At 51.6% G+C, this 24,961-nt stretch carries 24 protein-coding genes and 1 riboswitch; of the genes, 7 read left to right on the top strand and 17 right to left on the bottom strand.

Features of this window, described 5'->3' with window-relative positions:
- Positions 1-163: 163 nt before the first annotated feature.
- Positions 164-333: riboswitch (cyclic di-AMP (ydaO/yuaA leader) on the top strand.
- Positions 334-467: 134 nt separating this feature from the next.
- Positions 468-923: a hypothetical protein gene (locus MKY86_RS01125; RefSeq protein WP_076083782.1), complete on the top strand. Its 456-nt coding sequence runs from the start codon at positions 468-470 to the stop codon at positions 921-923.
- 516 nt (positions 924-1,439) lie between these two features.
- Here the strand turns inward: MKY86_RS01125 and MKY86_RS01120 are convergent.
- Both MKY86_RS01120 and MKY86_RS01115 read right to left on the bottom strand, forming a co-directional pair.
- The gene (locus MKY86_RS01120) at positions 1,440-1,637 is read right to left on the bottom strand and encodes a hypothetical protein (RefSeq protein WP_143803861.1); all 198 of its coding nucleotides are present in this window, start codon (positions 1,635-1,637) and stop codon (positions 1,440-1,442) included.
- 114 nt (positions 1,638-1,751) lie between these two features.
- Positions 1,752-3,410 (bottom strand): family 43 glycosylhydrolase, encoded by a 1,659-nt coding sequence (locus tag MKY86_RS01115; protein ID WP_076083773.1) that lies wholly within the window; start codon positions 3,408-3,410, stop codon positions 1,752-1,754.
- A 148-nt stretch (positions 3,411-3,558) separates the two neighbouring features.
- Here MKY86_RS01115 and MKY86_RS01110 point away from each other — a divergent pair, with 148 nt between their 5' ends.
- A complete protein-coding gene (locus MKY86_RS01110) occupies positions 3,559-4,443 on the top strand; it encodes an AraC family transcriptional regulator (protein WP_076083931.1) in 885 nt (294 codons plus the stop codon).
- A 48-nt stretch (positions 4,444-4,491) separates the two neighbouring features.
- Here the strand turns inward: MKY86_RS01110 and MKY86_RS01105 are convergent, their stop codons facing one another.
- From MKY86_RS01105 to MKY86_RS01080, 6 genes are all read right to left on the bottom strand, one after another.
- A complete protein-coding gene (locus tag MKY86_RS01105; RefSeq protein ID WP_076083770.1) occupies positions 4,492-5,781 on the bottom strand; it encodes an ABC transporter permease in 1,290 nt (429 codons plus the stop codon).
- Complete coding sequence (locus MKY86_RS01100) at positions 5,774-6,676, bottom strand: ABC transporter ATP-binding protein (protein ID WP_076083767.1); 903 nt, start codon at positions 6,674-6,676, stop codon at positions 5,774-5,776. The genes MKY86_RS01105 and MKY86_RS01100 overlap by 8 nt, the downstream gene beginning before the upstream one ends.
- A 2-nt stretch (positions 6,677-6,678) precedes the next feature.
- Entirely contained in the window at positions 6,679-7,608 is a 930-nt protein-coding gene (locus MKY86_RS01095; RefSeq protein ID WP_076083764.1) for an ATP-binding cassette domain-containing protein, read from the bottom strand.
- Entirely contained in the window at positions 7,608-8,018 is a 411-nt protein-coding gene (locus MKY86_RS01090; protein ID WP_076083761.1) for a GntR family transcriptional regulator, read from the bottom strand. Before MKY86_RS01090 ends, MKY86_RS01095 begins: the two co-directional genes overlap by 1 nt.
- Positions 8,019-8,070: 52 nt before the next feature.
- Entirely contained in the window at positions 8,071-8,799 is a 729-nt protein-coding gene (locus MKY86_RS01085; RefSeq protein WP_076083758.1) for a hypothetical protein, read from the bottom strand.
- A 495-nt stretch (positions 8,800-9,294) separates the two neighbouring features.
- Complete coding sequence (locus MKY86_RS01080) at positions 9,295-10,254, bottom strand: tyrosine-type recombinase/integrase (RefSeq protein ID WP_076086956.1); 960 nt, start codon at positions 10,252-10,254, stop codon at positions 9,295-9,297.
- Between the two features lie 210 nt (positions 10,255-10,464).
- Here MKY86_RS01080 and MKY86_RS01075 point away from each other — a divergent pair, with 210 nt between their 5' ends.
- From MKY86_RS01075 to MKY86_RS01065, 3 genes are read left to right on the top strand one after another with little or no spacing between them, the layout of a single operon-like run.
- Positions 10,465-10,893 (top strand): chemotaxis protein CheW, encoded by a 429-nt coding sequence (locus tag MKY86_RS01075; protein ID WP_076086547.1) that lies wholly within the window; start codon positions 10,465-10,467, stop codon positions 10,891-10,893.
- A 29-nt stretch (positions 10,894-10,922) separates the two neighbouring features.
- The gene (locus tag MKY86_RS01070) at positions 10,923-12,923 is read left to right on the top strand and encodes a chemotaxis protein CheA (protein ID WP_076086544.1); all 2,001 of its coding nucleotides are present in this window, start codon (positions 10,923-10,925) and stop codon (positions 12,921-12,923) included.
- A gap of 29 nt (positions 12,924-12,952) precedes the next feature.
- On the top strand, positions 12,953-14,542 hold the full coding sequence (locus MKY86_RS01065; RefSeq protein ID WP_076086541.1) for a methyl-accepting chemotaxis protein: 1,590 nt from the start codon (positions 12,953-12,955) through the stop codon (positions 14,540-14,542).
- A gap of 259 nt (positions 14,543-14,801) precedes the next feature.
- On the opposite strand, the gene MKY86_RS01060 is transcribed toward MKY86_RS01065, so the two are convergent.
- Entirely contained in the window at positions 14,802-15,338 is a 537-nt protein-coding gene (locus MKY86_RS01060; RefSeq protein ID WP_340825695.1) for a nucleoside deaminase, read from the bottom strand.
- Positions 15,339-15,812: 474 nt separating this feature from the next.
- Positions 15,813-16,667: a phosphotransferase enzyme family protein gene (locus MKY86_RS01055; RefSeq protein WP_076086535.1), complete on the bottom strand. Its 855-nt coding sequence runs from the start codon at positions 16,665-16,667 to the stop codon at positions 15,813-15,815.
- A 267-nt stretch (positions 16,668-16,934) separates the two neighbouring features.
- On the opposite strand from MKY86_RS01055, the gene MKY86_RS01050 reads away from it, so the two are divergent.
- Positions 16,935-17,618 (top strand): helix-turn-helix domain-containing protein, encoded by a 684-nt coding sequence (locus tag MKY86_RS01050; protein ID WP_076086532.1) that lies wholly within the window; start codon positions 16,935-16,937, stop codon positions 17,616-17,618.
- Positions 17,619-18,014: 396 nt separating this feature from the next.
- Here the strand turns inward: MKY86_RS01050 and MKY86_RS01045 are convergent, their stop codons facing one another.
- The 7 genes from MKY86_RS01045 to MKY86_RS01015 form a co-directional block, all read right to left on the bottom strand.
- Positions 18,015-18,479 carry a DUF420 domain-containing protein gene (locus tag MKY86_RS01045; protein ID WP_036722160.1) on the bottom strand — a complete coding sequence of 155 codons (465 nt, stop codon included), beginning with the start codon at positions 18,477-18,479 and terminating at the stop codon, positions 18,015-18,017.
- Positions 18,480-18,515: 36 nt separating this feature from the next.
- A complete protein-coding gene (gene ctaG, locus MKY86_RS01040) occupies positions 18,516-19,424 on the bottom strand; it encodes a cytochrome c oxidase assembly factor CtaG (protein ID WP_076086553.1) in 909 nt (302 codons plus the stop codon).
- A 28-nt stretch (positions 19,425-19,452) separates the two neighbouring features.
- Positions 19,453-19,776, bottom strand: a complete 324-nt coding sequence (locus tag MKY86_RS01035; RefSeq protein ID WP_036722158.1) for a cytochrome C oxidase subunit IV family protein — start codon at positions 19,774-19,776, stop codon at positions 19,453-19,455.
- A gap of 4 nt (positions 19,777-19,780) precedes the next feature.
- Entirely contained in the window at positions 19,781-20,407 is a 627-nt protein-coding gene (locus MKY86_RS01030) for a cytochrome (ubi)quinol oxidase subunit III (protein WP_076086529.1), read from the bottom strand.
- Positions 20,408-20,413: 6 nt separating this feature from the next.
- Positions 20,414-22,252 (bottom strand): cytochrome c oxidase subunit I, encoded by a 1,839-nt coding sequence (gene ctaD, locus MKY86_RS01025; protein WP_076086550.1) that lies wholly within the window; start codon positions 22,250-22,252, stop codon positions 20,414-20,416.
- A 128-nt stretch (positions 22,253-22,380) separates the two neighbouring features.
- On the bottom strand, positions 22,381-23,430 hold the full coding sequence (gene coxB / locus MKY86_RS01020; RefSeq protein ID WP_076086525.1) for a cytochrome c oxidase subunit II: 1,050 nt from the start codon (positions 23,428-23,430) through the stop codon (positions 22,381-22,383).
- Between the two features lie 416 nt (positions 23,431-23,846).
- Positions 23,847-24,035 (bottom strand): hypothetical protein, encoded by a 189-nt coding sequence (locus tag MKY86_RS01015; RefSeq protein WP_019913840.1) that lies wholly within the window; start codon positions 24,033-24,035, stop codon positions 23,847-23,849.
- Positions 24,036-24,561: 526 nt separating this feature from the next.
- On the opposite strand from MKY86_RS01015, the gene MKY86_RS01010 reads away from it, so the two are divergent.
- Complete coding sequence (locus MKY86_RS01010) at positions 24,562-24,900, top strand: DUF4870 domain-containing protein (RefSeq protein WP_076086522.1); 339 nt, start codon at positions 24,562-24,564, stop codon at positions 24,898-24,900.
- The last annotated feature ends 61 nt before the right edge of the window (positions 24,901-24,961 follow it).

Genomic DNA, 24,961 nt, shown 5'->3' with positions numbered 1-24,961 from the left:
CAGATAATCTGCTACATATAGGTGTTTTGGCTTCCCTATGCACATCCATTCAGCCATTTGCTGAAAATAAGACGAATAGCACTCTTTTCCATTTTTACAAACCCCCTCTGAAGAGAGTATGATTCGTGTTGAAAGCAAATGAACGCATTCATGAAAATGAGCATATGCATGCACGCTGAATTTCCGTCATGTGGAAAACGGGGGAACCATCCGGCCGTCAGGCCGACTTGGGGTGAATCCGAAGGAGAATGCCACGCGCAGGTCTCCGGCAGGTAGGGCGACTCTCACCGTCCGAATCCGACAGCTAACCTCGTAAGCGTAAGGAGAGAGCCCTGATCCGCCACGCTTTTGTGCCAGGCGTCTTAAGCCTGTTACCCACAACCGCAGGCAGAGGTCCTCCTCTGCCTGCGGTTTTTTGCGCGCTGGAATGAACTGCACAGTATAGATTCAGGAAGGAATGTGACCACATGCCTGACCCCTTATCGCCCAAACTAACAGCCGCTGCCGGATTCAACCCCTACACCCAGCAATATAGCGGTCCCGTCTATGCGCTTAGCTGCCTGCTGCTGGAGCAAGGCGCCCGCGCCGAACAAGCTGCAATCGCCACCTTCGTAGCACTCCATACACTATGGCTGAAGGGCAGCCTCTCAGGTGACGGCGCTGCTGCGGCTGCCTACAGAGAGTGCATCCGCCAATGCGCAGTGCTCGCCCACGACCGCGGCCGCTGCGCTTCTGCGCCGCTGAGCTGGGACGATCACGTTGCCAGTGCCTTATGGTACGGCATCCAGCTCCCCCTTTCCGACATCAGCCAGATCCTTGAGTGCAGCGTCCCCGAGCTCAAAGCCCGGCTCAGAGGAATACGCGAACAGATGGCAGCCGCACATTCAGCCTTGCCTGCGGTCCACCGCCCTTCGGCGGGTTGAGGTGGGGGATAACGCGGGATATGCGGGATATAGAAATGAGTGCGGCGGAATGAGTTGGATGTGGCGGAATTAGGGTACGGATGCGACAAAAGGAGATGGATAGCGGGCCATGCGGACTACAGATCCGCTATTTCAGCAAATGGGACCATTCCGAAGGCCATGCGGACTGAGGGGCGCTTAATTAACCAATTCCGCCTCATTTTGCGCTCCATACAGCCCTTTAAGGTCCTCTCAGTCCGCACCGGGAAGATAATCAGTCTTTTTCACAAAATAAGGGCCGCTGAGTCCGCAAAATCCCCCCACAAAGTGGGGCTTTAGCTTCGATGATGACTCAGGTACTTTTGCGGGGACCCCAAAACATATAAATTCATTATCTATCAAAAAAAGCCGCAGCATCCGCCGCGACTTAGTCCTTGACTCTCAGCGCCAGCGCTCATACAGTGCTTGGCTCACCTTACATAGCTCAACCATCCCATGCAGTGATCCTGTCTCCACCGGCCGTTCAGTACATAGAACTCAGCTCTTGCCCTTACCACCCTTGCCGCCCTTGGCAAACCGCCAAAAAGCCATACAGCAGCCGAGCAGTCCGGCTCCCAGCAGAAGGGTCTGTAACGCCCCCAACCAAGTCGACTGATCCGAAGGGATCAGGCTGCTAACAATAATGAGCAGGATAGAGGCCGCGACCAGCACGGGGGTTTGTCTACTTTTCTTCACAACCATTCACCACTCCTAAAGACTAATACTACTAAGGTACACCATCTCCGGCGTTTTCACCAGTTCACCACGGCTCCGGGCACACCCGGGCGGAAGAACGTATGGCGTCCTTGGCTAGTAATTCTTCACTCCATAGTAGTCAAAATCAGCGAAGGAGTCATGCTGGTGAGCATCCACGGAACCGATGAAATTGAACAAGCCTGTAAATCCGCCAATCTCCCCCGGCTCCCCGTTCACGCCTTCATCCGACAGATAGAGAGCATCAATATTCTCTACAAAAACTTGCCAATCCCCGTTATCCCCGAAGCGGTAAAGGATACTAGCGATGCCTGAATGATAGATAATCTTGAGCTCCGCTGTGTCTTCAGGGACTGGAATGTAATTGTGGACCAGCTCGATGCGCTCTCCCAGCTTGGCCTGCAGTACATACAGAACGGTGCCCTCTGATTCGGAGTGGGTCAAGTGAACATACAGCCAATTATTCGAATCATAGTATAGCCCCAGACCGGCCGTTTCCGAGTAATGATCGGGGTGGAACTCCACCTTGGTTTGCACTTCATAATGAAGGGAGGTTGCACGCGTAGCCATAATCGCCGGATTGATCTGCGAGAAAAAAGAATTCTCTCCATGAATTCGTAAGTAACCCGGACGTTCAATCGTATTCACCCATGCCGCTTGCTGGTCCCGGTACGGAGTCAGAAAATGAAGATCATATTTCTCCTGATTAAAATCATCAAATACGTCATGAGAGATTCCATCGGCCTCTAATTCAACACCTGTCATCCCCTCAACTTCCATTTTCGCTATATTGGATCCATCCTTCATTTCCAGCCAGCCATCCTCTGTCCAATGCATTTTTTGAATAGAGGTTTCACGGCCTAATGGATTCATTAGCGTTCCTTCCACAGGGCGTGACATGAGATGAGCAATATACCATTCGCCTGTTTGAGTTTGCACTAATGAGCCGTGACCTGCTTTTTGCATAATTGAACTTGGATTATACATCTCAAAATGCCCGGCATCCGGATTGCCAAGTGAAAATAGATGGCGCGGCGAGGAGGTGATAATCGGCTCTCCCGACGGATGCGGTTCATAGGGACCAAAAATATTCTCCGAACGCCCCAGTTCAACACCATGAGCATAACCCGTTCCGCCAGCTGCTAATAGTAGATAGTACATCTCTCTATATTTATAGATCTGCGGTGCTTCAGCACAGCCGCGGCTGGTGAAGCCTTGCGTCACCCGGTGCCAATGTCCAACCAGCTTGCCGTCATTCAAATCAAATTCAGCGATCACAATATGTCCAGGCGCCTGATACCCTTCACGGGTCTCCCATTCAAGAATGGACACATAGTGTTTGCCATCTTCATCGTGGAAGAGCGCCGGATCGAAGCCTATAGATGTCAGATAGATGGGCTCCGACCAGGGTCCATGGATATCTTCTGCCCACATGGCATAGGAATCCGAGTTGAATTCACGGCCTGCCATGTTCAACATATGCGAATAAGCTAACCAGTACCGCTTCGCCCTAGAATCATAGGATAGATGCGGCGCCCAGATCCCGGCCGGAGTATTGGTGCCTCTTAGATTCACTTCGCCTTTATGTAATGCGGAGGCAATCAGCGTCCAATGGGCTAAATCGGTTGATTTGAAAATTTGAACGCCGGGATTCCAATGGAACGAGGATGTCGCAATATAATATACATCATCGACTCTTATAATAGATGGATCTGGTGCCATACCAGGGATTATAGGATTGTTAATCTTTGTCATTTTTCTGCTTCCCTTCGCTGTTTAGCCATATTATTTACCCTTTTCCTGTTGTCTATGTATATTATAATAACTACTAACGTACTTATGCGATGGGATGAGTACGGCTAGATTTACCCAAATCAAAGGCAGGTGCTGCAAATTGGAACATATGAATAGCTATCTCACAGGTGCACAGACGCTGCTGCTGCCGCGCATTGATTGGAATATACGCTTTTTTGGCGCACATACACAGACCGTTCCTGCCGATTGGAGCATGACTACAGAATCCCACCATGCCTTTGAGATTCTAATTGTGCTGGATGGGGCTCAAGAGACTAGGATAGATCATGAACCATTCATTGTGAACAGTGATGATATTCTGCTGATTCCGCCTGGGTTCGAGCATACGAATAAATGCATTTCCGCTACATCGATGACCTATTTCTGCGCTCATTTTGATATAGACGAGCCTTCCTTACGGATGCGAATTATGAAGAACTGTGACTGGGTCTATAAGTCCTCCCATTTGTATCATAGCCAGCTGAAAAAATGCCTTCAAAAATGGATCGATATTCTGCATGAGCCTGAGTTGTCGTTCACCAAAGCAAAGCTAAAAGCACAAATGGTCTTGTTCGAGTTATTGGAGGTGCTTGTAGATATCCAGCCGGTACAGACGGAGATACGTGCCAACGAATCCATGACCACAGCGAAATATGCCAAAGAAATTGCCGAAGCCATCAAAAGGGCTTTTAAGAAAAATTGCACCCAGGGAAATTCGGATTACACCATTCACATCCAGCCCATCATTGCTTCGCTAGGAATAAGCCCCAACTATGGATTAGAGGTATTTCAAAAAATATATAAGATGTCGCCCCGCACCTATCTATCTGACTTAAAGCTGCAGGAAGCCAAAATATTACTACAGCAGCCCAAGATATCTTTAAATGAGATTTCAAGTCGTTTAGGCTACAAGAACCTCTCTCACTTCAGCAGACAATTCAAAAGATGGACGGGAATTAACCCCTCCGACTATCGTAAAAATAATGGTGTATAGCAAAAAGCCCGTCCATTAAACCAGACGGGCTTTCCTACAAAATATTCCTTAGATTTTATAAGCCTTCATCGCTTTTCTGATCTCCTTGATGCTAGGGCGCTTGCCGTACATCAAGACGCCGGTACGGTAGATCTTGGCGGCGAGCCAGCCGAAGAGGAAGGTTGTCGCCAGCAGGATCGCCAGCGAGACCATGATCTCCCAGAAGGCGACCTCCCCGACCCCGATCCGCAGCAGCAGGCTTAGCGAAGAGGTGAACGGGACGAAGCTCGCTACCTTCACCAGCAGCGTATCCGGGTTCGAGATGCTGAACAGCGGCAGATAGAAGCTGACGAAGCCCAGCATCATGACTGGCATCACGGCCTGCCCGAGATCCTCTGTCCGGCTGACAATTGAACCGACAGCGGCATACATCAGCGCGTACAGGAAGTAGCCCAGGATATACAGGATGAAGCCATAGACTATCATGCTGACATTAAGCTGTCCCAGATTCAGGTCGAAATCGCTCAGGATCGTGGAATTATGCGGCAGCATCAGGTTGAGCACGATGGCAGCCGAGATAATGACGATCTGCATCAGGCCGACGAGGAAGATTCCGATGACCTTGCCGAACATCTGAGTGAGTGGCGAGGCGCTGGTGATGAGAATCTCCATAATGCGCGAGCTTTTCTCCGAGGTAATCTCGGCTGAAATCATGTTGCCGGTCATCATCACCGACATGAAGAACAGAATCAGCAGGATATAGACAATGACATAGTTGATAATGGGTTTGGACTGATCCTGTTCTGCGCCACCTGCAGCCCCGTCAGTACTTAGCTGTGTGGTATCAATCGAGACCGGAGCGAAGATCGCCGCCACCTGGCTCTCGGTCAGCTTATCGCCGACAATCAGGCCGGTATTCACCTGCTGCAGAGCGGCTTGCAGATTCGTTCTAAGCTGGCTGCTGATGTCTCCGTCTTTGCTGTGATACGTTACCGGAGGCACCCCTACACTGCCCTTGTCGGCAAAGGTAAGATACCCCTCAATCTTCTCATCCTCCAGCCCCTGCTTCAGCGCAGCATCCTCAGCGGAAGGATAAGCGGTAAATACGACTTTATCGTCTGCTTCAGCCGGCGGAGTATAAGCGAGCAGCAGCTCGGCAGGCCGGAAGCCCTGCTGGGCAACGACTCCGATCTGTGTCGCGTCCTTGGCCCCGTCTTCTCCGTTGAACACTTTGATTAGATAAGGAATATTCATCCCGATACTAAGCAGAAGCACCAGAATTAAGGTGGTAATCATGAAGGATTTCGTTCTTACCTTATTCTTGAATGTGAAGCCGATAATAGTTGCCATTTTATTCATTGGATTCACCCACCGCTCTGATAAAGATTTGGTTTAGCGTCGGTTCCTTAATCTCGAAATGCTCGACCTCGCCCTGAGCCACAGCCGATTGCAGAATGCGCTGCGCCGCTCCCAGGTCACTGATGGTTATCACATACCCGCGCTCCTGCCGCTGCACTCCGGTAACTCCGGCAATCTCGGCAAGTCCGTTCACTTCCCCGGCGGTGCGCAATACAACTTCTTCCCGCGGATACCCTTTCTTGATCTCACGGATATCTCCCTGAACCACGGTGTTCGAGCGGTCAAGAATCGTGATATTCCGGCATAATTCCTCAACATGCTCCATGCGGTGCGTGGAGAACAGAATGCTCGTTCCCAGATCCCGCATCTCTCTGACGGTATCCTTCAGCAGCTCCACATTGACCGGATCGAGGCCGCTGAAGGCTTCATCCAGGATCAGAATCTTCGGCTTGTGGACCACAGCAGCGACGAAGCCCATCTTTTGCTGATTGCCCTTGGACAGCTCTTCAATCTTCTTATTGTAATATTCCGGTACATCAAAGCGCTCCAGCCAGTACTTCAGGCTCTTATCCGCTTCACTGGCGGACATCCCGCGCAGCTGAGCCAGATAGATAATCTGATCGCTTACCTTAACCTTCGGATATAATCCCCGTTCTTCCGGCAGATAGCCCATCAGATGCTGAAGCTCCTTACTATAAGGCTTGCCATTATAGAGGATACTCCCTTCGTCGGGATAGATCAGGCCGAGCACCATGCGCATGGTCGTTGTTTTGCCGGCGCCGTTGGCACCCAGCAGACCGTAAATCTCGCCTTGCTCCACCTTTAGACTGATTCCGTTGACGGCTGTCTTCTCACCGTACTGCTTCACTACCTGCTTCAACTGCAATGCTTCCATTCTTATTCCCCTCTCTTCTGGTCAATCAGAACCGGACGATGTCCCCGGGTCCATAAGCTTAGGATTTCATCCAGCTCCAGGCTGCGGCTCTTGAGTACCTTTACGCCCAAATCGTGAATGCGTTTCTCATACAGATAAATTTGTTGGGTTAAAAATGAAGCCACACCCGGCGCCTCCAGCTTCAGCTCCAGCGCTTGCGGCAGCTCGGCTGCCAGCTCCTCCAGCTCCTGCTCTCCCTCAATTTGAACCCATATTTCACTCCATGAACCAAACAGACTGTCCTTCTCGGTCATTCCCAGCAGCTGTCCCTGGTGCATTAGCACGATATAATCGGCCAGCCGCCGCACCTCTTCAACAATATGAGTGGAGATGATAATCGTGGCGTCGTTCTCCTCCATGTACCGTTGAAGCGTCTCAATCATAATCTTCCAGGCAAAAGGGTCGAGGCCCGATGACGGCTCATCCAGCAGCAGCAGCCGGGGCTTCGCCGCGAGGGCGGCGGCAAGCTCGAACTTGCGGCGCTCGCCCTTGGACATCTTGCCCAGTCTGGCATTCGGCGGCACTTCAAACTTACGGATCAGCTCCTCGAAGTAGCTCTGGTCCCAGGAAGGATACCAATGGCTGCGGAAGGCGGCCGCCTCCCCGGGTGTCCAGAAGTTTTCCTCAGGCTGCGACATCTCCGGCACATATGCGATGGTCTGGCGGAGCTCCAGCGGCAGCACGCTGCGGTAAGCCTCTTCATACCAGCCGATCTCCCCTTCATCTGGCAAAATCAGTTGAAGCAGCATCTTCAGCAGCGTGCTTTTGCCCGCTCCGTTCTGGCCCACCAGTGCCGTAATATATCCTTGCGGCAACCGGAGATTCATCGGCCCGATGGTCTTGTTCCGCCGCTTCTTGCAGACATCCCGCAGTTCTATGGCTTGCTGTCCCATCAGCTTCCCCCTCTTTCTGCCTGCTTCCCGTATTTGTTCTTCACGATCTCTGTGAACAGCCTGATCAGTTCCTCTTCGCTGCAATGGACGGATAGTCCCGCCTCCACGGCGCTCTCCAGCGCCTTGCGGACGGTCTCCTGCTTATAGTCCTCCATTGCCCCGGTCCCGATATGGGATACAAAGGTGCCCGTCCCCTGCCGGGTCCGCAGCAAGCCTTCGTTCTCCAGATCCTGATAGACGCGGCGGACGGTAATGACGCTGCACTTCAGGTTACCCGCGAATTCGCGGATGGAAGGAAGCAGCGTTCCTTCCGTTATTGCGCCGGAGATGATCAGCGACCTCAGTTGTGTCTCGATCTGGTGGTACAGCGGCTCTGCGCTGTTCTCATTAATTTGTATAGGTATCCACATTATTTACACCTGCCTTCCAGGCCCGGTCCGCGGATGAACGCCTTGCCCCGTCTCATACGAGATCACGGCTCTTCAGCCGGTGAATCGTCCACTTGGAGAATAGCTGAATGGACAGGGCACCCGCTCCAAGCGCCCCCCACATCAGCGGAGAGCCCATCCCCCAGGATCTGGAGACATTGACCGTAACGAGCAGAATATTGCTCCCTCCCAGGTGGACCAGTCCTGACACGGCCAGTGCCAGCAGCATGACGGCGGAGATGATCCAGAAGTACATGACACCGCTGACTGAGTACTCGACCATGATATACATGCCTGCGACAATCAGACTGTAACCGATCCAGGTAAAGGCAAAAGCCACATACGAAGCAGGGGGCAGTTCAGCGCGTATTCCGGGGCTGACCGCATAGAGCAGGCTGAAGAACAGCGTGCTGTTCATGACAACAGCTAACAGGGTGTCCAGCTTTCTTTTACAGAGAATAGCTGCTACCGGTACCGGCAACGCCCGCATATACGCCAGCATCCGGGTATAGGAATCCTCCGAGATATACTTCATGGTCCGCCGGGAAAAGGTGATCGTGAGCATGAGCATCATCGTAACCATCAGAACATCGCTGAGCAACTGCTTGTCATGTCCTGTTAGCGTATCGTCGATGACCATTCCTGACAGTGCGGCAAAATATCCCATGAACAAGAGCGAAAACAGCAGTGCCCACAGCAGCTTCCAGCGGTCACCGTGGAATTCGCTGCGTACGATGACCCACGCTTGCTTTAATGTTGTCATAACTTCTAACCTCGCTTTATTCATCTTGAACGGCAGGAGCCGGCAGATCAGCTAGCCTCAGTGTGTATCTGTGTGTGCTTACTGTATATATCTATATACACAGTATATGACCTGTGTTTTCCACTGTCAACAGAAAACCTCTACTATTCTTAGTATTTCGATTCCACGCACGAAAAAACCCCGCACATAGGCGGAGTCTGGGCTTTATTATTGGAGCATGCGAGGGAATTGCGGAACATGTGCCTGATTCGGCTGCAACAAACCACATGAAGCTAAGTCTGTATGTATACTTTGACGTTTTTTGTCGTACAATATCACTTATGCGACTTTTTTTGAGTAAAATACGATAACCCATGCATACTTGCGCATACTCAAGCAGCAATGCGTTTATTATAGGTCATTTCCTAACTTCTGTATAGAAACTTCGCTGATTCAGCCCCTCTGCTTCCACAATTATGTTCCATTCGTGCCTCTGCAATTTTTGTCGAATCTAATCTATTGAATGAACGTGCGCAGGCTGTCCTCTACAAAATCCGGGGCAGCCTTTTGAATCTGCTGAACGGTGTGGAGATAACGCTGAGTGGTGTTGATGTGGGAATGTCCCAGCGATTCCTGAACCTGCTGAAGCGACGCTCCCTGGAGCAAGGCCAGCGTGGCATTCGTGTGGCGCAGCCAGTGCGGGGTCAACTTTTTCTCAATTGAGCTGGCTTCTCCGGCATTCTTGATAATCCGTTCCACCTGCCTTGAAGATAACGGAAACATCCTCTGCTCCGGGGTGACCTCTTCCTTGCCTGGCAGGGTATCAGACAACTTGGAATACAGCTGCCACAGGGTCGGCGGAACCTTAATTTCTCTGGGCTTGCCCCCCTTGCCGTTCTCCACGGTCAGCCAGACCGAGGTCTCCAGCAGATCATTATGGAAGTCCCCCCACTTCATCGCCGTCAGCTCTGACACCCGCAGACCGAGCACTACCAGCGTCAGCCCGATCAGATAATTGCGCAGTCCTTGCTGCTCCAGCACATTCAGTAATTCTCCCACCTCCCGTTTGGTCAGGAAGTTTTTGCGGCTGGTCACGGTTATTTTGGGGATGCGTACCGAAGAGGTCGGATTTACTGCAAAAATCCCGATATGCTGATCACTCCCCCATTTATAAAAAGACTTCAACGGAGCAAGGAATGCCGCTATGCTTGCCGGCGCCAGCTGCCTCTGATAACTGTAGCCCCCCTGCGTCAGGAAAATCTTATACGCCTCCATCTCCCTCCAGGTCACTGCCCGTAAGGAGGTGCCTGCAATAAATCTGCGGAAATCGGCAATCGCCCGCTTATAATTCCGACCTGTATTAACATTCGTACAGCAGGTAGCCATAAACATCTGAACAATCTGATCATCGCTTAGGTAGCCTTCTTCCGGGTACACCAAGCTGAGCGCCGTACGGCTAAATTCGGTCTGGCTCATTCTTTTTTCATCACTCCTCAGGAATAGACATGTCGCATAAGTGATATTGTACGACATTCTCGTGGTATTTTGTCCCATTATCTCACAGGAATGGCTAAAGACCGGAATACACAAGATCAGCAGAAGGTAACGCGAAGAACTCAGGAGGGGGACAGAGGCAAAATAGCGGCTGCGGGCCAGCTAAGTAATATGAGAAGCCGGAGGGTAACTATGGAGACCGTTTTGCAGAAACAATATGTTGAATTCGGGGTAGATCACGAGCATTATGCGATCCCGATCTCAGATGTCCATGAAATTATAAGAATACAGGAAATAACGGAAATCCCCAGCAGCCGTCACTATGTGAAGGGCATTATCAACCTCAGGGGTAAAATTGTGCCGGTACTCAGCCTTAGAGTGCTGCTTCAGATGGAGGAAGTGGACCCGACCAAGCACACACGCATTCTGGTGGTCCATCACCAGGAGGAATCCCTGGGCGTTATTGTCGACAACGTGAATAAAGTGACGACCTTCAGCGATATTCAGCCTGCACAGGGCAGCATCTCTGGAATCAGCGGCTCCTTCTTCAACGGAGTAGGCTTCTCTTCTTCCGAGCTGGTCGGCATTCTGCGGCTGGATGAGATCCTGCTGCGAGACTAAACAAAGGCTAAACGGAGAGAAGGCGAACCATGGTTGATTTATCGGAATACCGAGGGATATTTCTGGAGGAGCTGGAGGACCAGCTGCAGCTGATCGAGGATGAGGTGCTCAGGCTGGAGCAGGCCGGGGAGACAGAAGACGGAATCCAGCAGTTCTTCCGGGCGGCCCACACCCTTAAGGGCTCCTCAGCCTCTATGGGCTACAACGGGCTGAAGGAAGTCACGCATCATCTGGAGCATCTGCTTCATCAGATGCGGGGAGGGGAACGGACGGTCACGCAGGAACTGATTCGCCTGTTCTTCGAAGCGCTGGATGGAATGCGCGCGCTGCAGAGCGAGATAGCTGCTACGGATCAGGAGACCACAGATGTGTCCGGTCTGGTGCAACGGCTGAGTACATTCGCAGCGGAGGAGCTGCACAAGCTGAAGGATAAGGTCCCCGCTGTGCAGACAAGTCAGGCAGAGCTTCCCCTCCAGCTGTTCTGGGTGCATGTGTGGCTCTCTCCCGGCTGTGAGATGAAGCTGCCCCGTCTTCATCTGATCGATGCCAAGCTGCGGAGTGTCGCTGCGGTCCTGCGCATGAAGCCGGAGCTGGAAGAGATAGAGGACCACGACAGCCGGATCGACGAGGCCTCCTGGCTGCTGTCGCCTAAGATTGATATCGAGGAGCTCCGTCAGGAGGTCTTATCCATTATGGATGTTGATCGTATATACATAGATGAAGTGCTTAACGATTCTTCGCGTCCCGGTGAATTCGTGAGACCGCCACATCCGGAGACGGGGAGCCGGGAGCACCCGGAAGTACCAGAATCCCCGCCGTCTGCCGCTGACAAAACCAAGCCGCAAACGATCCGCGTCCAGGTGGAGCGTCTGGAGAAGCTGATGAACCTGGCGGGTGAGCTGGTCATCGACCAGACCCGGTTCCATCTGCTGAACCGCAGATTCCACCAGCAATACGGAACTAATGATCTGACAGAGGAGCTGGGCCAGCTTGCCGACCATCTGGCTATGATTACGGGGGAACTGCAGGAGAGCATGATTAAGGTGCGGATGCTGCCGATAGAGCAGCTGTTCAACCGCCTGCCCCGCATGGTCCGGGACTTGTCCGGCTCCCTGAACAAGCAGGTTGAGCTGGTTCTTGAAGGCAAGGAGACGGAGCTGGACCGGACGCTCATTGAAGAGCTTGGCGACCCGCTGATCCATCTGCTGCGCAATGCCGTTGATCACGGCATAGAGACCCCTGAAATCCGCCGCAGCGCCGGCAAAAGCGAGACCGGAACCGTCCGCGTCGCGGCTTCCCATGAGGATAATCAGGTCATCCTGGTCATCGAGGACGACGGGGCCGGGATTGATTCCAGCCTGATTGCAGAGTCTGCCCTGCGAAAGGGCATCATTACGGCTGAAGAGGCCGGCGGAATGACTGAGGATGAGGCGCTGCGGCTTATTTTCCGGCCCGGCTTCTCCACAGCCCCGCACATCAGCGATATTTCCGGCCGCGGAGTCGGGATGGATATCGTCCGCAATGACATTGAACGGATTAACGGCATGATCGATATCGAGACCAAGCGGGGGCAAGGCACCCGGTTCCGGATTCGCCTGCCCCTGACGCTCGCCATCATCCGGGGTCTTCTCGTTCATGCCGGGGGAGCCACCTTCGTGATTCCCATGAGCAGTGTGGCCGAGATTGTCCGCGTCACTCCAGAGGAGATCAGCTCTGTCCGGGGCCAGCCTGTCATTACCGCACGGGGGCAGCTCGTACCGGTGGTCTGGCTGCAGGATATCCTGCGGCTCCCCGCAGGCGCGGGCGGCAGTTCAGCATCCATTCCACTGATTATCGTGGGGCGGGGAGAGAAACGGCTGGCACTGGCCGTGGATACGCTTATCGGCAATCAGGACATCGTAATCAAATCGCTCGGCGCCTACATGGGCAAGACTGAGAACATATCAGGAGCTACCATCCTGGGAAATGGCAATATCGCTCTGATCATAGATACAGCCAGCTTATTTTTCAATACGGGAGTCTTCGCTTAACAAAATCATCTTTACTGGGGGAAACAAGTATGAAATGGTTCTATAATCTAAAAACAAGCGTGAAGTTAATCTCGTCCTTCCTGACCGTCGCTGTCATTCTTTCCTTCGTGGGCCTCTACGGACTGAGCAACCTCGGCTCGATTAATAACAGTCTGGACGATATGTATAAGAATAATCTGGTTCCCGTCTCATCTCTGCAAAGCTCACAGAACAGCTTCTCCGTCATGCGCGTTATCGTCAGGGATCTGTACATTAAGAAGACCCCTGAGGAACGCCAGCAGCGGGTGGACGATTATAAAAAAGAGAAGCAGAACGTACTCGATAACATAGCAGCGTTCCGCAAAACCAAGCTAAGCGCGGAATCGGTTCAAGCCATTGCCCCTTTTGAAGCGGCATGGAATGAATATCTGTTAACGTACGATTCTCTTGTCAGCCTCTCCCTGACGGGACAGGACGAGAAGCTGCTGGAGATGCTGCGCAGCAGCACGCTTAACAACCAAGGTGATACCTTGAAGAATATTCTGAACGAACTGATTCTCACCAACACCAAGGAAGCGGATCAGGCCCGGCAGGATGGGGCTTCCCTGTACAGCTCTTCGCGCAATATTACCCTTGGCATCATTGTTGGTGCGGTAATTCTGTGCATCCTGCTAGGTTATATCATCTCCCGGATTATCTCCAGCCCGCTGGCGAAGGTCGTGAACATTCTCTCGAAGGTGGCTGACGGCGACCTGCGCAGCCAATCCGATATCGACACCAGAGATGAAATCGGCATCCTGGCTGCCAAGGTGAACGAGATGGTCAGCAGCCTCCGCAACACAGTGGGCTCTATCCTGCTGCATTCCCAGAGCCTGTCCGCCGCCGCCGAAGAGATCTCCGCCAGTACGCAAGAGGTGGCAAGCGGCAGCACGACCACCGCGGATGATGCCGGGACGATCAGCGAGTTATTCAAAGAGCTCTCCAGCGCGATCCACTCAGTAGCCCAGAATACCGAGCAGGCCTCGGTGATCTCCGATGAGACCGTTACGATTGCCGAGAACGGGAACAGCATCATTCAGGAGTCGATGGAGAGTATGCAGGCTGTCAGCGGGCAGATGGCTAAGCTAGAGGAGGACTCGCAGAAGGTCGGCGAGATTATCGATGTCATCGAGGATATTGCAGATCAGACCAACCTCCTCGCTTTGAATGCCGCCATTGAGGCTGCAAGAGCCGGGGAACAGGGCCGCGGCTTCGCGGTGGTGGCCGATGAGGTACGCAAGCTGGCCGAACGCAGCGGCGAGGCCACCAAGCAGATCACAAACATCATCAAGGGGATGCAGGTGAATACACGCTACAGCGTGAGCGCTGTGCAGGAGAGTGCGGAGCTGTCGCAGAAGACCGGCGTTTCTTTTCATCAAATCGTCAACATGGTCAACAACGCCGGCCAGAAGATATCCGAAATCGCCGCCGCCAGCGAAGAACAGGCCGCCCAGTCCACCAACGTCCTTGCTGCTGTGGAGAGCATCTCCGCCACCACCCAGCAGTCCGCCGCCAGCAGCGAAGAGACCGCCTCTTCCGCTCAGTCCCTGGCCAGCCTGGCCGAGGAGCTGCAGAGCACGGTGTCTTCGTTCCGGTTGTAGCTTCATCCTTGCTCCAAGCAACAATATTTAGACAGACCTTGAAAGTGAAACAGCGGCAGTGGTGGACAGAAATTCAAGTCCTAGACTGTCGCTGTTTATTGAGCTGACGGTTACCGTTAGCTGAATCGATTAACGATATTCTTCAGATTTAGCTGTTCACGTAACAACATCCAGCTTTCCGCCACGGTTTGATGAGCCGTGTCGATCATGCCTTGGTCGTTAGAGCTTAACCGCCTGAGAATATGCTCTTCGTAAATTATCACTCCGCATCACGTATGAATTCTTTATTCCAATGATTATCGGTGTAACCCCGATTATTATTCCATTCAGCCAGCATTAGTCTTTGTCTAATTTCTAAATCAGAGTAGGGAGCAGCCACAATTTCAATGTCATTAAATAAGTCATTATAAATCGGCAACGGACTTGTCCTTTCTTTGAATTTTTTAAATGCTCCGATTTCAGCATCATTTGCAGCCCACACCACTTTTTTTATCTTGGAGAGAACTATAGTCCCCGTACACATTGGACAGGGCTCGCACGTCGTATATAACGTAAGCCCGTTATCTACAACAAATTTCTTACTTTCAACATCTAATATCTTATGTCCAGCCTTTCTTATAGCGTCTACTTCTGCATGTGAAGTTGTATCATAGCTGGAAAAAACTCTATTTCTACCCCGGCTAACAACGGTTCCGTTAGAATCAATAATGACTGCCCCAATTGGGTAAGTCCCTTCTTCTTTTGCTTTTTCAGCTTCTTCGAAGGCAAGCAGAAGGTATTCATAGTGGTTGTCCATTTTCACCCATCCTAACTAAATTTCATTCTATTTTTCGGGTACCCATAAGAAAAGTATCATACCCAGGAACGTTTCAGAACAGGAATCCACCGATTCAATGGCTTTAGTGTACAGTTCTGAACGCAGCCGGTGGCGTTAATTGGATTTTGTCCATCCAATCCTGCGGCATCGCCCCATTCCCGGACAGCAGTTGGACAAACAACACTTAATTTCTACGATTCCGTCCAATTCGATGATTTTCGGGGGATTAGGTGGACTTTTTCCAATTGCTTACCCACAACTCTCCGTTTCGCTGGAATTAAGTGTGCTTTTTCCAACTATCATCGTTGCCCCTCTTCGCCGAACCCATCAATTAATGAAATCCCCTTGGTAATACGCACTGTACTCTCTTGCAAGAACCCACGCGTCCAATCGTCAGCCTGGGTTAAATCCCAACTCCGGTGCATGCCGACGACTACGATAATTTCACGCAGTTTAAGAAACAAATCCAGTTGACTCTTCCAGGCATCGGGGAGCTGCCGGCCATCCCTCCGCGTAGCCCAGCTCGAAATGCCGGATAAAAAGCTCGTATTGCGCCTTACGTTCAGACCTTGAATCCTCCCCAAATACATACAGTAAATAATAGAGCTGGATAGCAATATCCTCAGCATACCAGCTGTATTGACACTCATCGAAATCAAAAAGCGTTATCCGCCCTGACTCATCTACCAAGAAATTACCTACGTTGATATCCCCGTGAATTAAACCGAAATTATCTGAGGTAACAGGCAAACTGCTCAAATCAGCTTTTAGTCCGTCTAGGGCATGCAGAATGGGCCCAAGCTCTGCCGGCAAATAATCTTTCGCCCGCACAAGGTATTCATTAGTTTCCCAGGTATGTCTTCTGAATACCGGTTTGTACCGCTTACTCAGTTCATGAAGACGGCCTGTAATACGGCCACATTGTTCATATAGCATCGGGTTCCCCAGGCATTCCGGATATCCGACTTTTGTGCCGGGTGCAAAATTGAACGCTGCTGCGTAAAAATCCATCGTATTCCCATGAATACGCTCAAAATCCTTTCCATTCACCGATAGAACCGGAGCTGAAACTGACACTCCCTTCTCCGCGAGGTAACGAATCCATTCGATTTCAGCTGCAAGTCCTTCGGAGGTACGAAGTGTCCCAGGAGTAAATCGAAGAATATATTGGGATTCACCGAGAGTATAAGAATATATGAAGTTTTGAAAGCCTCCAATGAAGTTCAGATCCTTGGGGCTAACCCCAAAGCGCCTAGCACCTTCAGCAGCATATTCGTCCAGGAACATTCGTTTGATGTGTGGGTCCATGTTTTCTCCTTAGTATGTATAATTAGGTCGTTGTAGATCGGTAGCCTGACTGCTAACGATTGAATACAATAATAATCCTGAGCTTTTTCAAATAATAATGCAACTTCCAGAAGTCACCCCTTGTCATCATCTATTTCCAGGATTTTTTTAGAGCATGCGTTATATCATTCTAAAACAGGTAATAATATAAGTTGAGTTTAAGTTAATCGCAGTAAATTTTAAGTTACTTGAAGTTTGGGGCAAAAGTGTTAGAATGGAGCTGAGGTGATGTATATGTTTAATGTGGCAGAGAAGGAAATTGCATTGTCGGAAGCCTTGGTGATCTCGGAGGTATTCAAGACACATCTTCATGAGACCGAAACACAGATGTCATTGTTTATTAAGGCTTTGGCCAATTACATTGAAAGGAACTCCATTCATAATCCTTCAGAAGTGCTTCAGGCCGTGGACAGTCATTTGGTTCACGGTAATTCCGAGCAGGCTCTGCAACGGGTGCTAATCCACATGGTTACTATAGGGATGGAGGCTGAAGTATTAAGCACTAAAGTCTACACAACAGGAGATGTAGCTCGATTCTTCGGGGTAAGTATTGCTACGATCCATAATTGGATTGCACTTGGGCGATTTGACGGTGTTGAAAAAGGAGAGCGTTACAAACAAATTAGATTTCCTGAGAACGCAGTTTATACTTCTCCTACTGGAATGAAGTCAGCTATAGCAGAGGTTGCAAAACGTTATGAAGCAGAGCAAATACGTTCAGGCAGAAATAAAGAAATGACAGCAGCTGAGGAAATGGCTGAAATACTTAATGCTGTCGTTCATTTTGAAAAAAAATATGGCGGAACATTCGAAGAGACACTGGGCAAAAAAACTGATTTAACCCCAGAACAATCTCGGGACGCAGTACAATGGTCCAGTCTGCTGTACTCCATTGAAAGGAAATGGAACTGAATACTCGCCCCCCATCCAACATCAGCCAGTTGGAGAAAGACTTTTCTAATATTATTATGAACTCATGTGATGGGGATGGCAGCGGTCTTTTCACCTCCCTCTCATTTACCAGGCACACATTCGTGTTCACGGATCTGTCCCGTTTCCACTGAACCTTATCATATTCATCCTCCCGCAGATGCCAAACTTACTAATATGACACGTTATCCTAATGTGCATCATCAGGAGTTACCAGCGATAATGGAGCACATTTTTTTATCATTGGTAGCAACGAAAAAGATATAATGCCCTAATCCTTTTGACTTCGTCAACCCCAAAAAAAGCCCGCCCCTCCCCCGCAGCAGCGGCAGATGGACAGGCTTTCCCCCCATGATCCAGAGCTTCTCTTCCCTCGGCTTAAGCGCCCAGGATAATCTCCCAGACCGGCTTCGTATGTCCGCCCGGATAGAAGATATACAGCAATACATAGACAGCGACTCCGGTGATGGCGGTGATGAACCAGATGACGGAGGTCACTCTGCCCCACTTGCGGTGCTTGGCATACTTGGCCTTGAAGCCGAGCGTCAGCGTAGTGATGCCGAATACGGCAGCGACGGTAGCCAGTACAATGTGGAAGATCAGGAAGACATGGTAGATCGTCGTCAGCTCATCCGGTCCTCCCCAGGAGGTATTGCCTACGAACACTGTTCTTGACGAGTACACCAGGAAGAACAGAATCGCTGCCACCGCAGCCGCAATCATCGTCTTCTTGTGTGCTTCGCGTTTGCCTTGAATGATCTGTCTCCAGCCGATGGCCACCAGCACCGCGCTTATGACGATGAACGATGTACTGATCGTAGGAAACAATGTGAAAATATCCATGAATATCCCCCTCGGTACTTACCAGCTCATTATAGGTCAGACCTCCTCCGCCAGGGCAGAGGATGGCGCGGACACTTCCGTGTCCTCCTGTCCATTCTCTTTTTTATACCAATGATAGAACACATAAGCAAGCATCGAGGCGAAAATAAATTCCTGAATGAACTTCATCACGATGCCGCCGACCTGCTGATCTACCTTGGGGGACAGAGATCCGAAGAAGCCGGGACCGCCAAAAGCCTGCAATAATGCAGCCGGACTCTGCGGTACACAGTAGCCCATCGCCTTCGCCCAGGTGCCCGGGTCGCTATACGTAGCATAGAGGGGGGTGCCCGCAAAAATAATCAGCCCGCAGGCCGGTGTCAGCAGCACCATGTTCAGGAAGATGAATCCCACCTGTCCCAGACCGCTAAGCGCCCGGTATTCCGGCAAGGGGTTGATCAGATTCCACCACATCAGCGCCGAGGTCAGGAACAGGACGCCATAATACAGACGGTGAACGGTGAAATGCAGCATGACATAATCATGGATGGCGGGGATGTGGTAGAGCGAGAACAGGCCATTGAAGAGCAGGGCCGCCACCACCGGCTTCGCAAGAAAAGCCAGTCCCTTCAGCGGATTCACCCGCAGCAGAGCGCGCCAGCACCAGTCGGGGATACCGAGCATAATCAGCGGGACCGCCACCAGATAGGATAAGGCCATACTCACCATATGGAAGGAAAATAAGATATGTCCCAGCAGACTGACAGGTCCTCCCTGCGCAAGATAGAGGGCCAGCATTCCGCATAAGAACAGCCCCCTCCGCCAGAAGGGGACTGCAATGCTGCCCTCAAAACGGGAGGCCAGCGGACCGATCAGCACAAAATATCCGGCAGTCAGAAGGAGCATCAGGGCCAGAAACAGCGGACTCCAAAGTTCCGTAAAGCTGAAATATTGCAATCCCGGTATCATCCTCAAGACCTCCCCGGAGATAGAATCAATCCCACCATACCCAATAGAGTGCCATTACAATACAGGTGCCTGCGATAAAAAAGCCGCCCAGCATGAAGATAATCGGGAGCATATGCCCTTTGTCCTTCAGATGCATCCAGAAGCCCATCTGCAGGAAAACCTGCAGTACGGCCATTACCAGCAGCAGGATGATCGCAAAGGTAGCATTCACCCCTCCGGCTGCCACCGCTGCAAAAGCGATCAGCGTCAGCACCACAGAGAACACAAACACCACAATATGCCGCTGCGGTCCTTCCGGACGGTGCCGGTGCTTCACCGCAGAATCTGAAGAAGGCTGCTTCGTCGTCATGGCTTCACCCCACCTTTCCGAGCAGGTATACGACTGTGAAGATAAAGACCCACACCACATCAATGAAATGCCAATACATCGCCGAGACATAGATTTTCGGTGCAGTAACGACCGTTAAGCCTTTATGCATCAGTTGCCCGATCAGCACGGCGATCCACAGAATCCCGAAGGCGACATGGGCACCGTGGAACCCGACCAGCGTATAAAAGGCCGAGCTGAACGCACTCGTCGTCATCCCGAATTCCTCATGCCGGATATATACACTGAACTCGTAGATCTCCAGGATCAGGAAGGCAAGGCCGAGCAGGACAGTCACCACCAGCCAGTTCCGTAGCTGGGCCACATTTCCCCGGTGCATGGCCTGAATGGCGAACACACTGGTCAGACTGCTGACCAGGAGGAGGAAGGTCGCTGCCGCAACCAGCGGCAGATGGAATAGCTCAGCCGCCGAGGGTCCCTCATTCGTCTGATTGCGCAGCGCCAGGAAGGTAGCGAACAGGGTGCCGAAGAGCACCGCTTCCCCTCCGAGGAACAGCCAGAAGGCCAGCACTTTATTGCGTCCTTCCAGGGTCGCTTTCTCGGGTTCATGCGGGAGTGTACCATCCGCCGCTTCAGCATGTGCCGTTGTCATCTCTACTCACCTTCCTTCCAGCTCTTCGGGTTCAATATGCCAGCCGTGATCGTCGAACAGCGACCGCATCAGCATCGATCCGAAGGTAATAAGAAGCCCCAGCGCTGTAACAATATAATTATTGAACAGGAAGCTCATGATGCTGCTGCTGAATTCATCACGGCTGAACATGAAGCCAAGGCCCGCAATGAAGATACCGACTGACATCAGGAACGGCAGAATCGTGGCTGACGGCATATGAATCGGGCCAATCGGCTCCGCAGGGGTCATCGCCTTATGCCCGGCCATTTTCTCTTTCCAGAAAGCATCCAGGCCCCGCACCAGCGGCGTCTGCTTGAAGTTATATTCCGGCGGCGGCGAAGGGATCGTCCATTCCAGGGTCCGCCCGTCTTCCCACGGGTCTTCCGGCGCATCCGCCGGCCGTCTGGAGGTCAAGAACACATTTACAAGGAAGATAATCATGCCCACTCCCATCAGGAACGCCCCCACCGTACTGACCAGGTTGAGCGTATCGAACTGCTGGTTCGGCAAATAGGTAAATACGCGCCGCTGCATCCCCATCAGTCCCAGGAAATGCTGCACGAAGAACGTTAAGTGGAACCCGATAATAAAGGTCCAGAAGGTCCACTTGCCCAAGGATTCGCTGAGCATCCGCCCGAACATCTTCGGCCACCAGTAGTGCAGACCGGCGAACAGCCCGAGCACCAGACCGCCAACGATTACATAGTGGAAATGCGCCACCACGAAGTACGTATCATGGAACTGGAAGTCTGCCGGCGCGGAGGCCAGCATCACCCCGGTTACTCCGCCCATCGTGAAGGTAGGAATGAACCCGGCCGCGAACAGATTCGGGGTCGTGAACCGTACCTGTCCGCCCCACATGGTGAACAGCCAGTTGAAGATCTTGATCCCGGTCGGGACGGCAATCAGCATGGTAGAGACGGAGAACAAGGCGTTCGCGACCGGACCGAGTCCGGTGGTGAACATATGATGCGCCCAGACCATGAAGCCCAGGAAGGCGATCAGAATTGTCGCGAAGACCATGGAGCTGTACCCGAACAGCCGCTTGCGCGAGAAGGTCGGAATGACCTCGGAGATGATGCCGAAGGCCGGGAGAATCAGAATATACACTTCGGGATGACCGAAGATCCAGAAGATATGCTGCCACAGCACGGGATTGCCCCCTCCGGCAACATTGAAGAAATTGGCGTCCAGAATCCGGTCGAAGGTAAGCAGGACAAGTCCTACGGTAACCGCAGGGAATGCAAACAGAATAATGGCTGAGGTAATGAAGGTAGCCCAGGCGAACATCGGCATCCGCATGAAGGACATCCCCGGTGCACGCATCGTGATGATGGTAGCCAGGAAGTTAATCCCGCCGATCAGTGTGCCGAGACCGGCAATCTGCAGCCCTATCGTATAAAAGTCCACTCCGTGTGAGGGACTGTAGCCCGTACTTGAAAGTGGGGTATAGGCCGTCCAGCCCGCATCCGGCGCGCCGCCCATCACCCAGCTCAGGTTAAGCAGAAGACCGCCGAACAGGAAGGTCCAGAAGCCCAGCGAGTTGAGAAAAGGAAAGGCGACATCCCGCGCGCCGATCTGCAGCGGAATCACCGCATTCATCAGCGCGAAAATAACCGGCATGACTCCTAGAAAGATCATGGTCGTGCCGTGCATAGTAATCAGCTCGTTGAAGGTCTGGGCATCCAGGAAGGTATTCATCGGCTTGATCAGCTGAATACGGATCAGGATCGCCTCCAGGCCGCCAATGCCGAAGAAAAGGCCGCCGGCCCATAGATACAGGATGGCTATTTTTTTGTGGTCGACGGTGGTAATCCAGTCCATCAGCCCGGTATGCCGCTTGGCGCTGTGGCCGGGCTGCAAGGGCTGGGAGGGCTGCAAGGATTGCGCTGCGTGAGCCAAGGTATGTACCCCCTTATCAAATATGCTGCTTCCGCTTCAGTCATAGGCCCCTATTCCAGCGTATAACCGGCCAGATATTCGGCAATGCCGTCGATCTCTTCATCACTTAAGCCCATATCCTTCGGGCTCGGCATCTTGTTGCCGGGCTTCACGCTCTGCGGATCATGCAGCCAGGTCTTCAGATTCTCCAGAACCGGGGCCCCATCTTCACGGGTGTCATCATTAAGCAAAATCCCGGCAACGGATTCACGGGAGCCGATTCCTGTCAGGCTGGGAGCCACCGGTGATGCAGGCATGCTGCCAATCGCATGGCAGCTCAGGCACTGGGACTTGAACTTCTCAGCCAGCACCGGGTCCTCAGGCATTACAGACTCCGGCTCCTTCATCGAAGCCACCCACTTGTCAAAGGCCTCACCGCTGACCGACTTCACCTTAAACTCCATGAACCCGTGGGAGGGTCCGCACAGCTCCGCGCATTTCCCCCGGTAAACGCCTTCATTCGGTGCACTGAAGCTGAAGCGGTTCACCGTGCCGTCAGGATTGGTGTCCATTTTTCCGGCAAGAGAGGGTACCCAGAAGGAATGCAGCACATCCTTGGTGCTGAGCTCAAATGCAATGTGCTTACCTGTAGGAATAATCAGATCCTGCGCGGTCGTTATTCCGTAATCCGTATATTCGAACTCCCACCAGTACTGGTGGCCGGTCACCTTGACCTTGATGGCGTCCTTGTCATCCGAATGATCATTGCCGGCAGCGAAGACCACCTTCACCGTAGGAATCGCCAGCACAATGACGAGAATAAGCGGGATGACCGTCCATAGCACCTCCAGCTTGAAGCTGCCCTCCACCTGCTTGGGAATCTCATCCTGATCCTTCTTCCGGCGGAAGCGAATCCATACATAAGCCGCAATGGAGAAGACGATCAGCAGCACCACAATCATGATCGTGATTGACAGCTTCATCAGTCCGTAAGAGCTTTCCGCTACGGGTCCCTGCGGTCTGAGTACCGACAAGTCCTCCCGCCCGCATCCGGCCAGAAGGAGTCCAAGTGCTGCTGTCATGGGAAGAAGCCGCTTACCAGCCTGCCACGTTTTCATCATTGATCTACCCCGCTTTTCCCGAATTCGTAGATTAGAGTATTTTCCTGTCAATTATAACAATCACTATTAATATAAGTTCGGTCACCGTTTTTGTCAATCGTTCACAACAAATTCACATAATCATTTTGAAGTCGCGGAAAGCTTGTCAATACTGATTTTATAAGCGCTTTCAATTTTTCCGGAAAACTGTTAAACTACTTTTGAAGCGTATTCATATGTATTTGTGTCTAAATATTCATTTGACATACGAAGATGATCTGCAAAATGCATACAAAAAAAACCGATTCCAGAAGCAGAACGCTGCCCGGGCACGGTTTATGAGAATCCTCATGGATGTTATCGCTTGAATGTAGATTAAATGTATAGTTGTCGGCATCAAACAGCACGAAACAGAATCACTCTCTCTGCCCGCTTCTTCAGGAGACGGAAGAATTCATTCTAACCAGCTCATGCTCCACAACCATGGTCAGCTCTTCCTCGTATCCTCCCGTGATCCGATACTTCCGGACGTACTCTTTCACAAATTTCTTGGGATCTTTGGGCCGGAAAATACGTGTCATTTCCCGCAGACTTTCCTTGACTTCGTTATGACCTTTACTTGCCATGATCAGTTCCCTCCCAAAACATTGAAAATGAATGCTCCGTTGTAGAGAATGCATGATGAAAAGTTCGCCGTAACCTTGAAATGCAAGTAAGAAACCATTACACATACGCGGCTTGCATTACCCGTCCAGACTACCATTCCATGAACTTGGAAATCCGCCTTGCCGGTGAAGCAGGTTCGTCGTGATTTGGGCTGAGAGTAAGGATGTCCCACTGCAAAGACACCTTGACACTTTAATTACCCGAAGAGCCACTTGCTGAATCACTCCTTTCGGGCCTTATCGTTATATTGTATCATATTCCAGATTAACTTCCACCTTTCCATGTAAAAATGCAAATGGAAATTTTTTATAGTATATGCTTGACCTTCCGTTTGGGAACCTGATCATAGTATGCCCCCTATCCCCAAAAATTATTGGACAGCATTCCGCACAGCTCATACTTTGCCCGGACACCTCATAGGCTTGTAGGGAAGAAGCACGAATAATCTTTGCCTTTTTCTTCTACAATCCAAGGAGAGTGAGCCCTTTGTCGCCTTTCAGATCTTCGACCGGACTGCCCGATAACCTTGCCGCCGCCTTGTGTTATTTTTTCCCGTTTATCGGTGCGATTATTTTTCTCGCTCTGGAGAAGCGCAGCCGCTTTGTCCTGTTCCACTCGCTTCAATCCCTGATTGCCTTCGGAGTCCTTATGATCGCCCATGTGCTCAGCGGCTTCATTCCGCTTCTCGGTAATCTGGCAGGCGCCCTGATCTCCCTATGCAGCTTCGCAGTCTGGCTCCTGATGATCTACCATGCCCTTGGCAGCAGATGGTTCAAGCTCCCCTGGGTGGGAGAGATCGCCGAAAGCCAGCTGCGGCAGCTGTAGCTGTGTGGTACATAAGTGGAAACGGCTTTGCCGTCCTTTTAAAGGACGGCATTCGTTTCAG

The sequence above is a fragment of the Paenibacillus sp. FSL R7-0333 genome, from assembly GCF_038000365.1.
In the GTDB taxonomy this organism is placed as follows: domain Bacteria; phylum Bacillota; class Bacilli; order Paenibacillales; family Paenibacillaceae; genus Paenibacillus_AQ; species Paenibacillus_AQ silagei.
Note: the sequence above shows the minus strand (reverse complement) of the source record. Positions and strands in the feature narration are given on the sequence as shown.

What these genes read in the sequence shown, in the direction of transcription:
- MKY86_RS01095 (WP_076083764.1), bottom strand. Translation starts at nt 7,608, where the DNA reads ATGGGACAGCAAGCCATAGAACTGCGGGATGTCTGCAAGAAGCGGCGG.
- MKY86_RS01035 (WP_036722158.1), bottom strand. Translation starts at nt 19,776, where the DNA reads ATGACGACGAAGCAGCCTTCTTCAGATTCTGCGGTGAAGCACCGGCAC.
- MKY86_RS01070 (WP_076086544.1), top strand. Translation starts at nt 10,923, where the DNA reads ATGGTTGATTTATCGGAATACCGAGGGATATTTCTGGAGGAGCTGGAG.
- MKY86_RS01050 (WP_076086532.1), top strand. Translation starts at nt 16,935, where the DNA reads ATGTATATGTTTAATGTGGCAGAGAAGGAAATTGCATTGTCGGAAGCC.
- MKY86_RS01080 (WP_076086956.1), bottom strand. Translation starts at nt 10,254, where the DNA reads ATGAGCCAGACCGAATTTAGCCGTACGGCGCTCAGCTTGGTGTACCCG.
- MKY86_RS01030 (WP_076086529.1), bottom strand. Translation starts at nt 20,407, where the DNA reads ATGACAACGGCACATGCTGAAGCGGCGGATGGTACACTCCCGCATGAA.
- coxB (WP_076086525.1), bottom strand. Translation starts at nt 23,430, where the DNA reads ATGATGAAAACGTGGCAGGCTGGTAAGCGGCTTCTTCCCATGACAGCA.
- MKY86_RS01090 (WP_076083761.1), bottom strand. Translation starts at nt 8,018, where the DNA reads ATGTGGATACCTATACAAATTAATGAGAACAGCGCAGAGCCGCTGTAC.
- MKY86_RS01015 (WP_019913840.1), bottom strand. Translation starts at nt 24,035, where the DNA reads ATGGCAAGTAAAGGTCATAACGAAGTCAAGGAAAGTCTGCGGGAAATG.
- MKY86_RS01125 (WP_076083782.1), top strand. Translation starts at nt 468, where the DNA reads ATGCCTGACCCCTTATCGCCCAAACTAACAGCCGCTGCCGGATTCAAC.
- MKY86_RS01085 (WP_076083758.1), bottom strand. Translation starts at nt 8,799, where the DNA reads ATGACAACATTAAAGCAAGCGTGGGTCATCGTACGCAGCGAATTCCAC.
- ctaD (WP_076086550.1), bottom strand. Translation starts at nt 22,252, where the DNA reads ATGGACTGGATTACCACCGTCGACCACAAAAAAATAGCCATCCTGTAT.
- MKY86_RS01045 (WP_036722160.1), bottom strand. Translation starts at nt 18,479, where the DNA reads ATGGATATTTTCACATTGTTTCCTACGATCAGTACATCGTTCATCGTC.
- MKY86_RS01110 (WP_076083931.1), top strand. Translation starts at nt 3,559, where the DNA reads ATGAATAGCTATCTCACAGGTGCACAGACGCTGCTGCTGCCGCGCATT.
- MKY86_RS01065 (WP_076086541.1), top strand. Translation starts at nt 12,953, where the DNA reads ATGAAATGGTTCTATAATCTAAAAACAAGCGTGAAGTTAATCTCGTCC.
- MKY86_RS01105 (WP_076083770.1), bottom strand. Translation starts at nt 5,781, where the DNA reads ATGAATAAAATGGCAACTATTATCGGCTTCACATTCAAGAATAAGGTA.
- MKY86_RS01060 (WP_340825695.1), bottom strand. Translation starts at nt 15,338, where the DNA reads ATGGACAACCACTATGAATACCTTCTGCTTGCCTTCGAAGAAGCTGAA.
- MKY86_RS01075 (WP_076086547.1), top strand. Translation starts at nt 10,465, where the DNA reads ATGGAGACCGTTTTGCAGAAACAATATGTTGAATTCGGGGTAGATCAC.
- MKY86_RS01100 (WP_076083767.1), bottom strand. Translation starts at nt 6,676, where the DNA reads ATGGAAGCATTGCAGTTGAAGCAGGTAGTGAAGCAGTACGGTGAGAAG.
- MKY86_RS01055 (WP_076086535.1), bottom strand. Translation starts at nt 16,667, where the DNA reads ATGGACCCACACATCAAACGAATGTTCCTGGACGAATATGCTGCTGAA.
- MKY86_RS01115 (WP_076083773.1), bottom strand. Translation starts at nt 3,410, where the DNA reads ATGACAAAGATTAACAATCCTATAATCCCTGGTATGGCACCAGATCCA.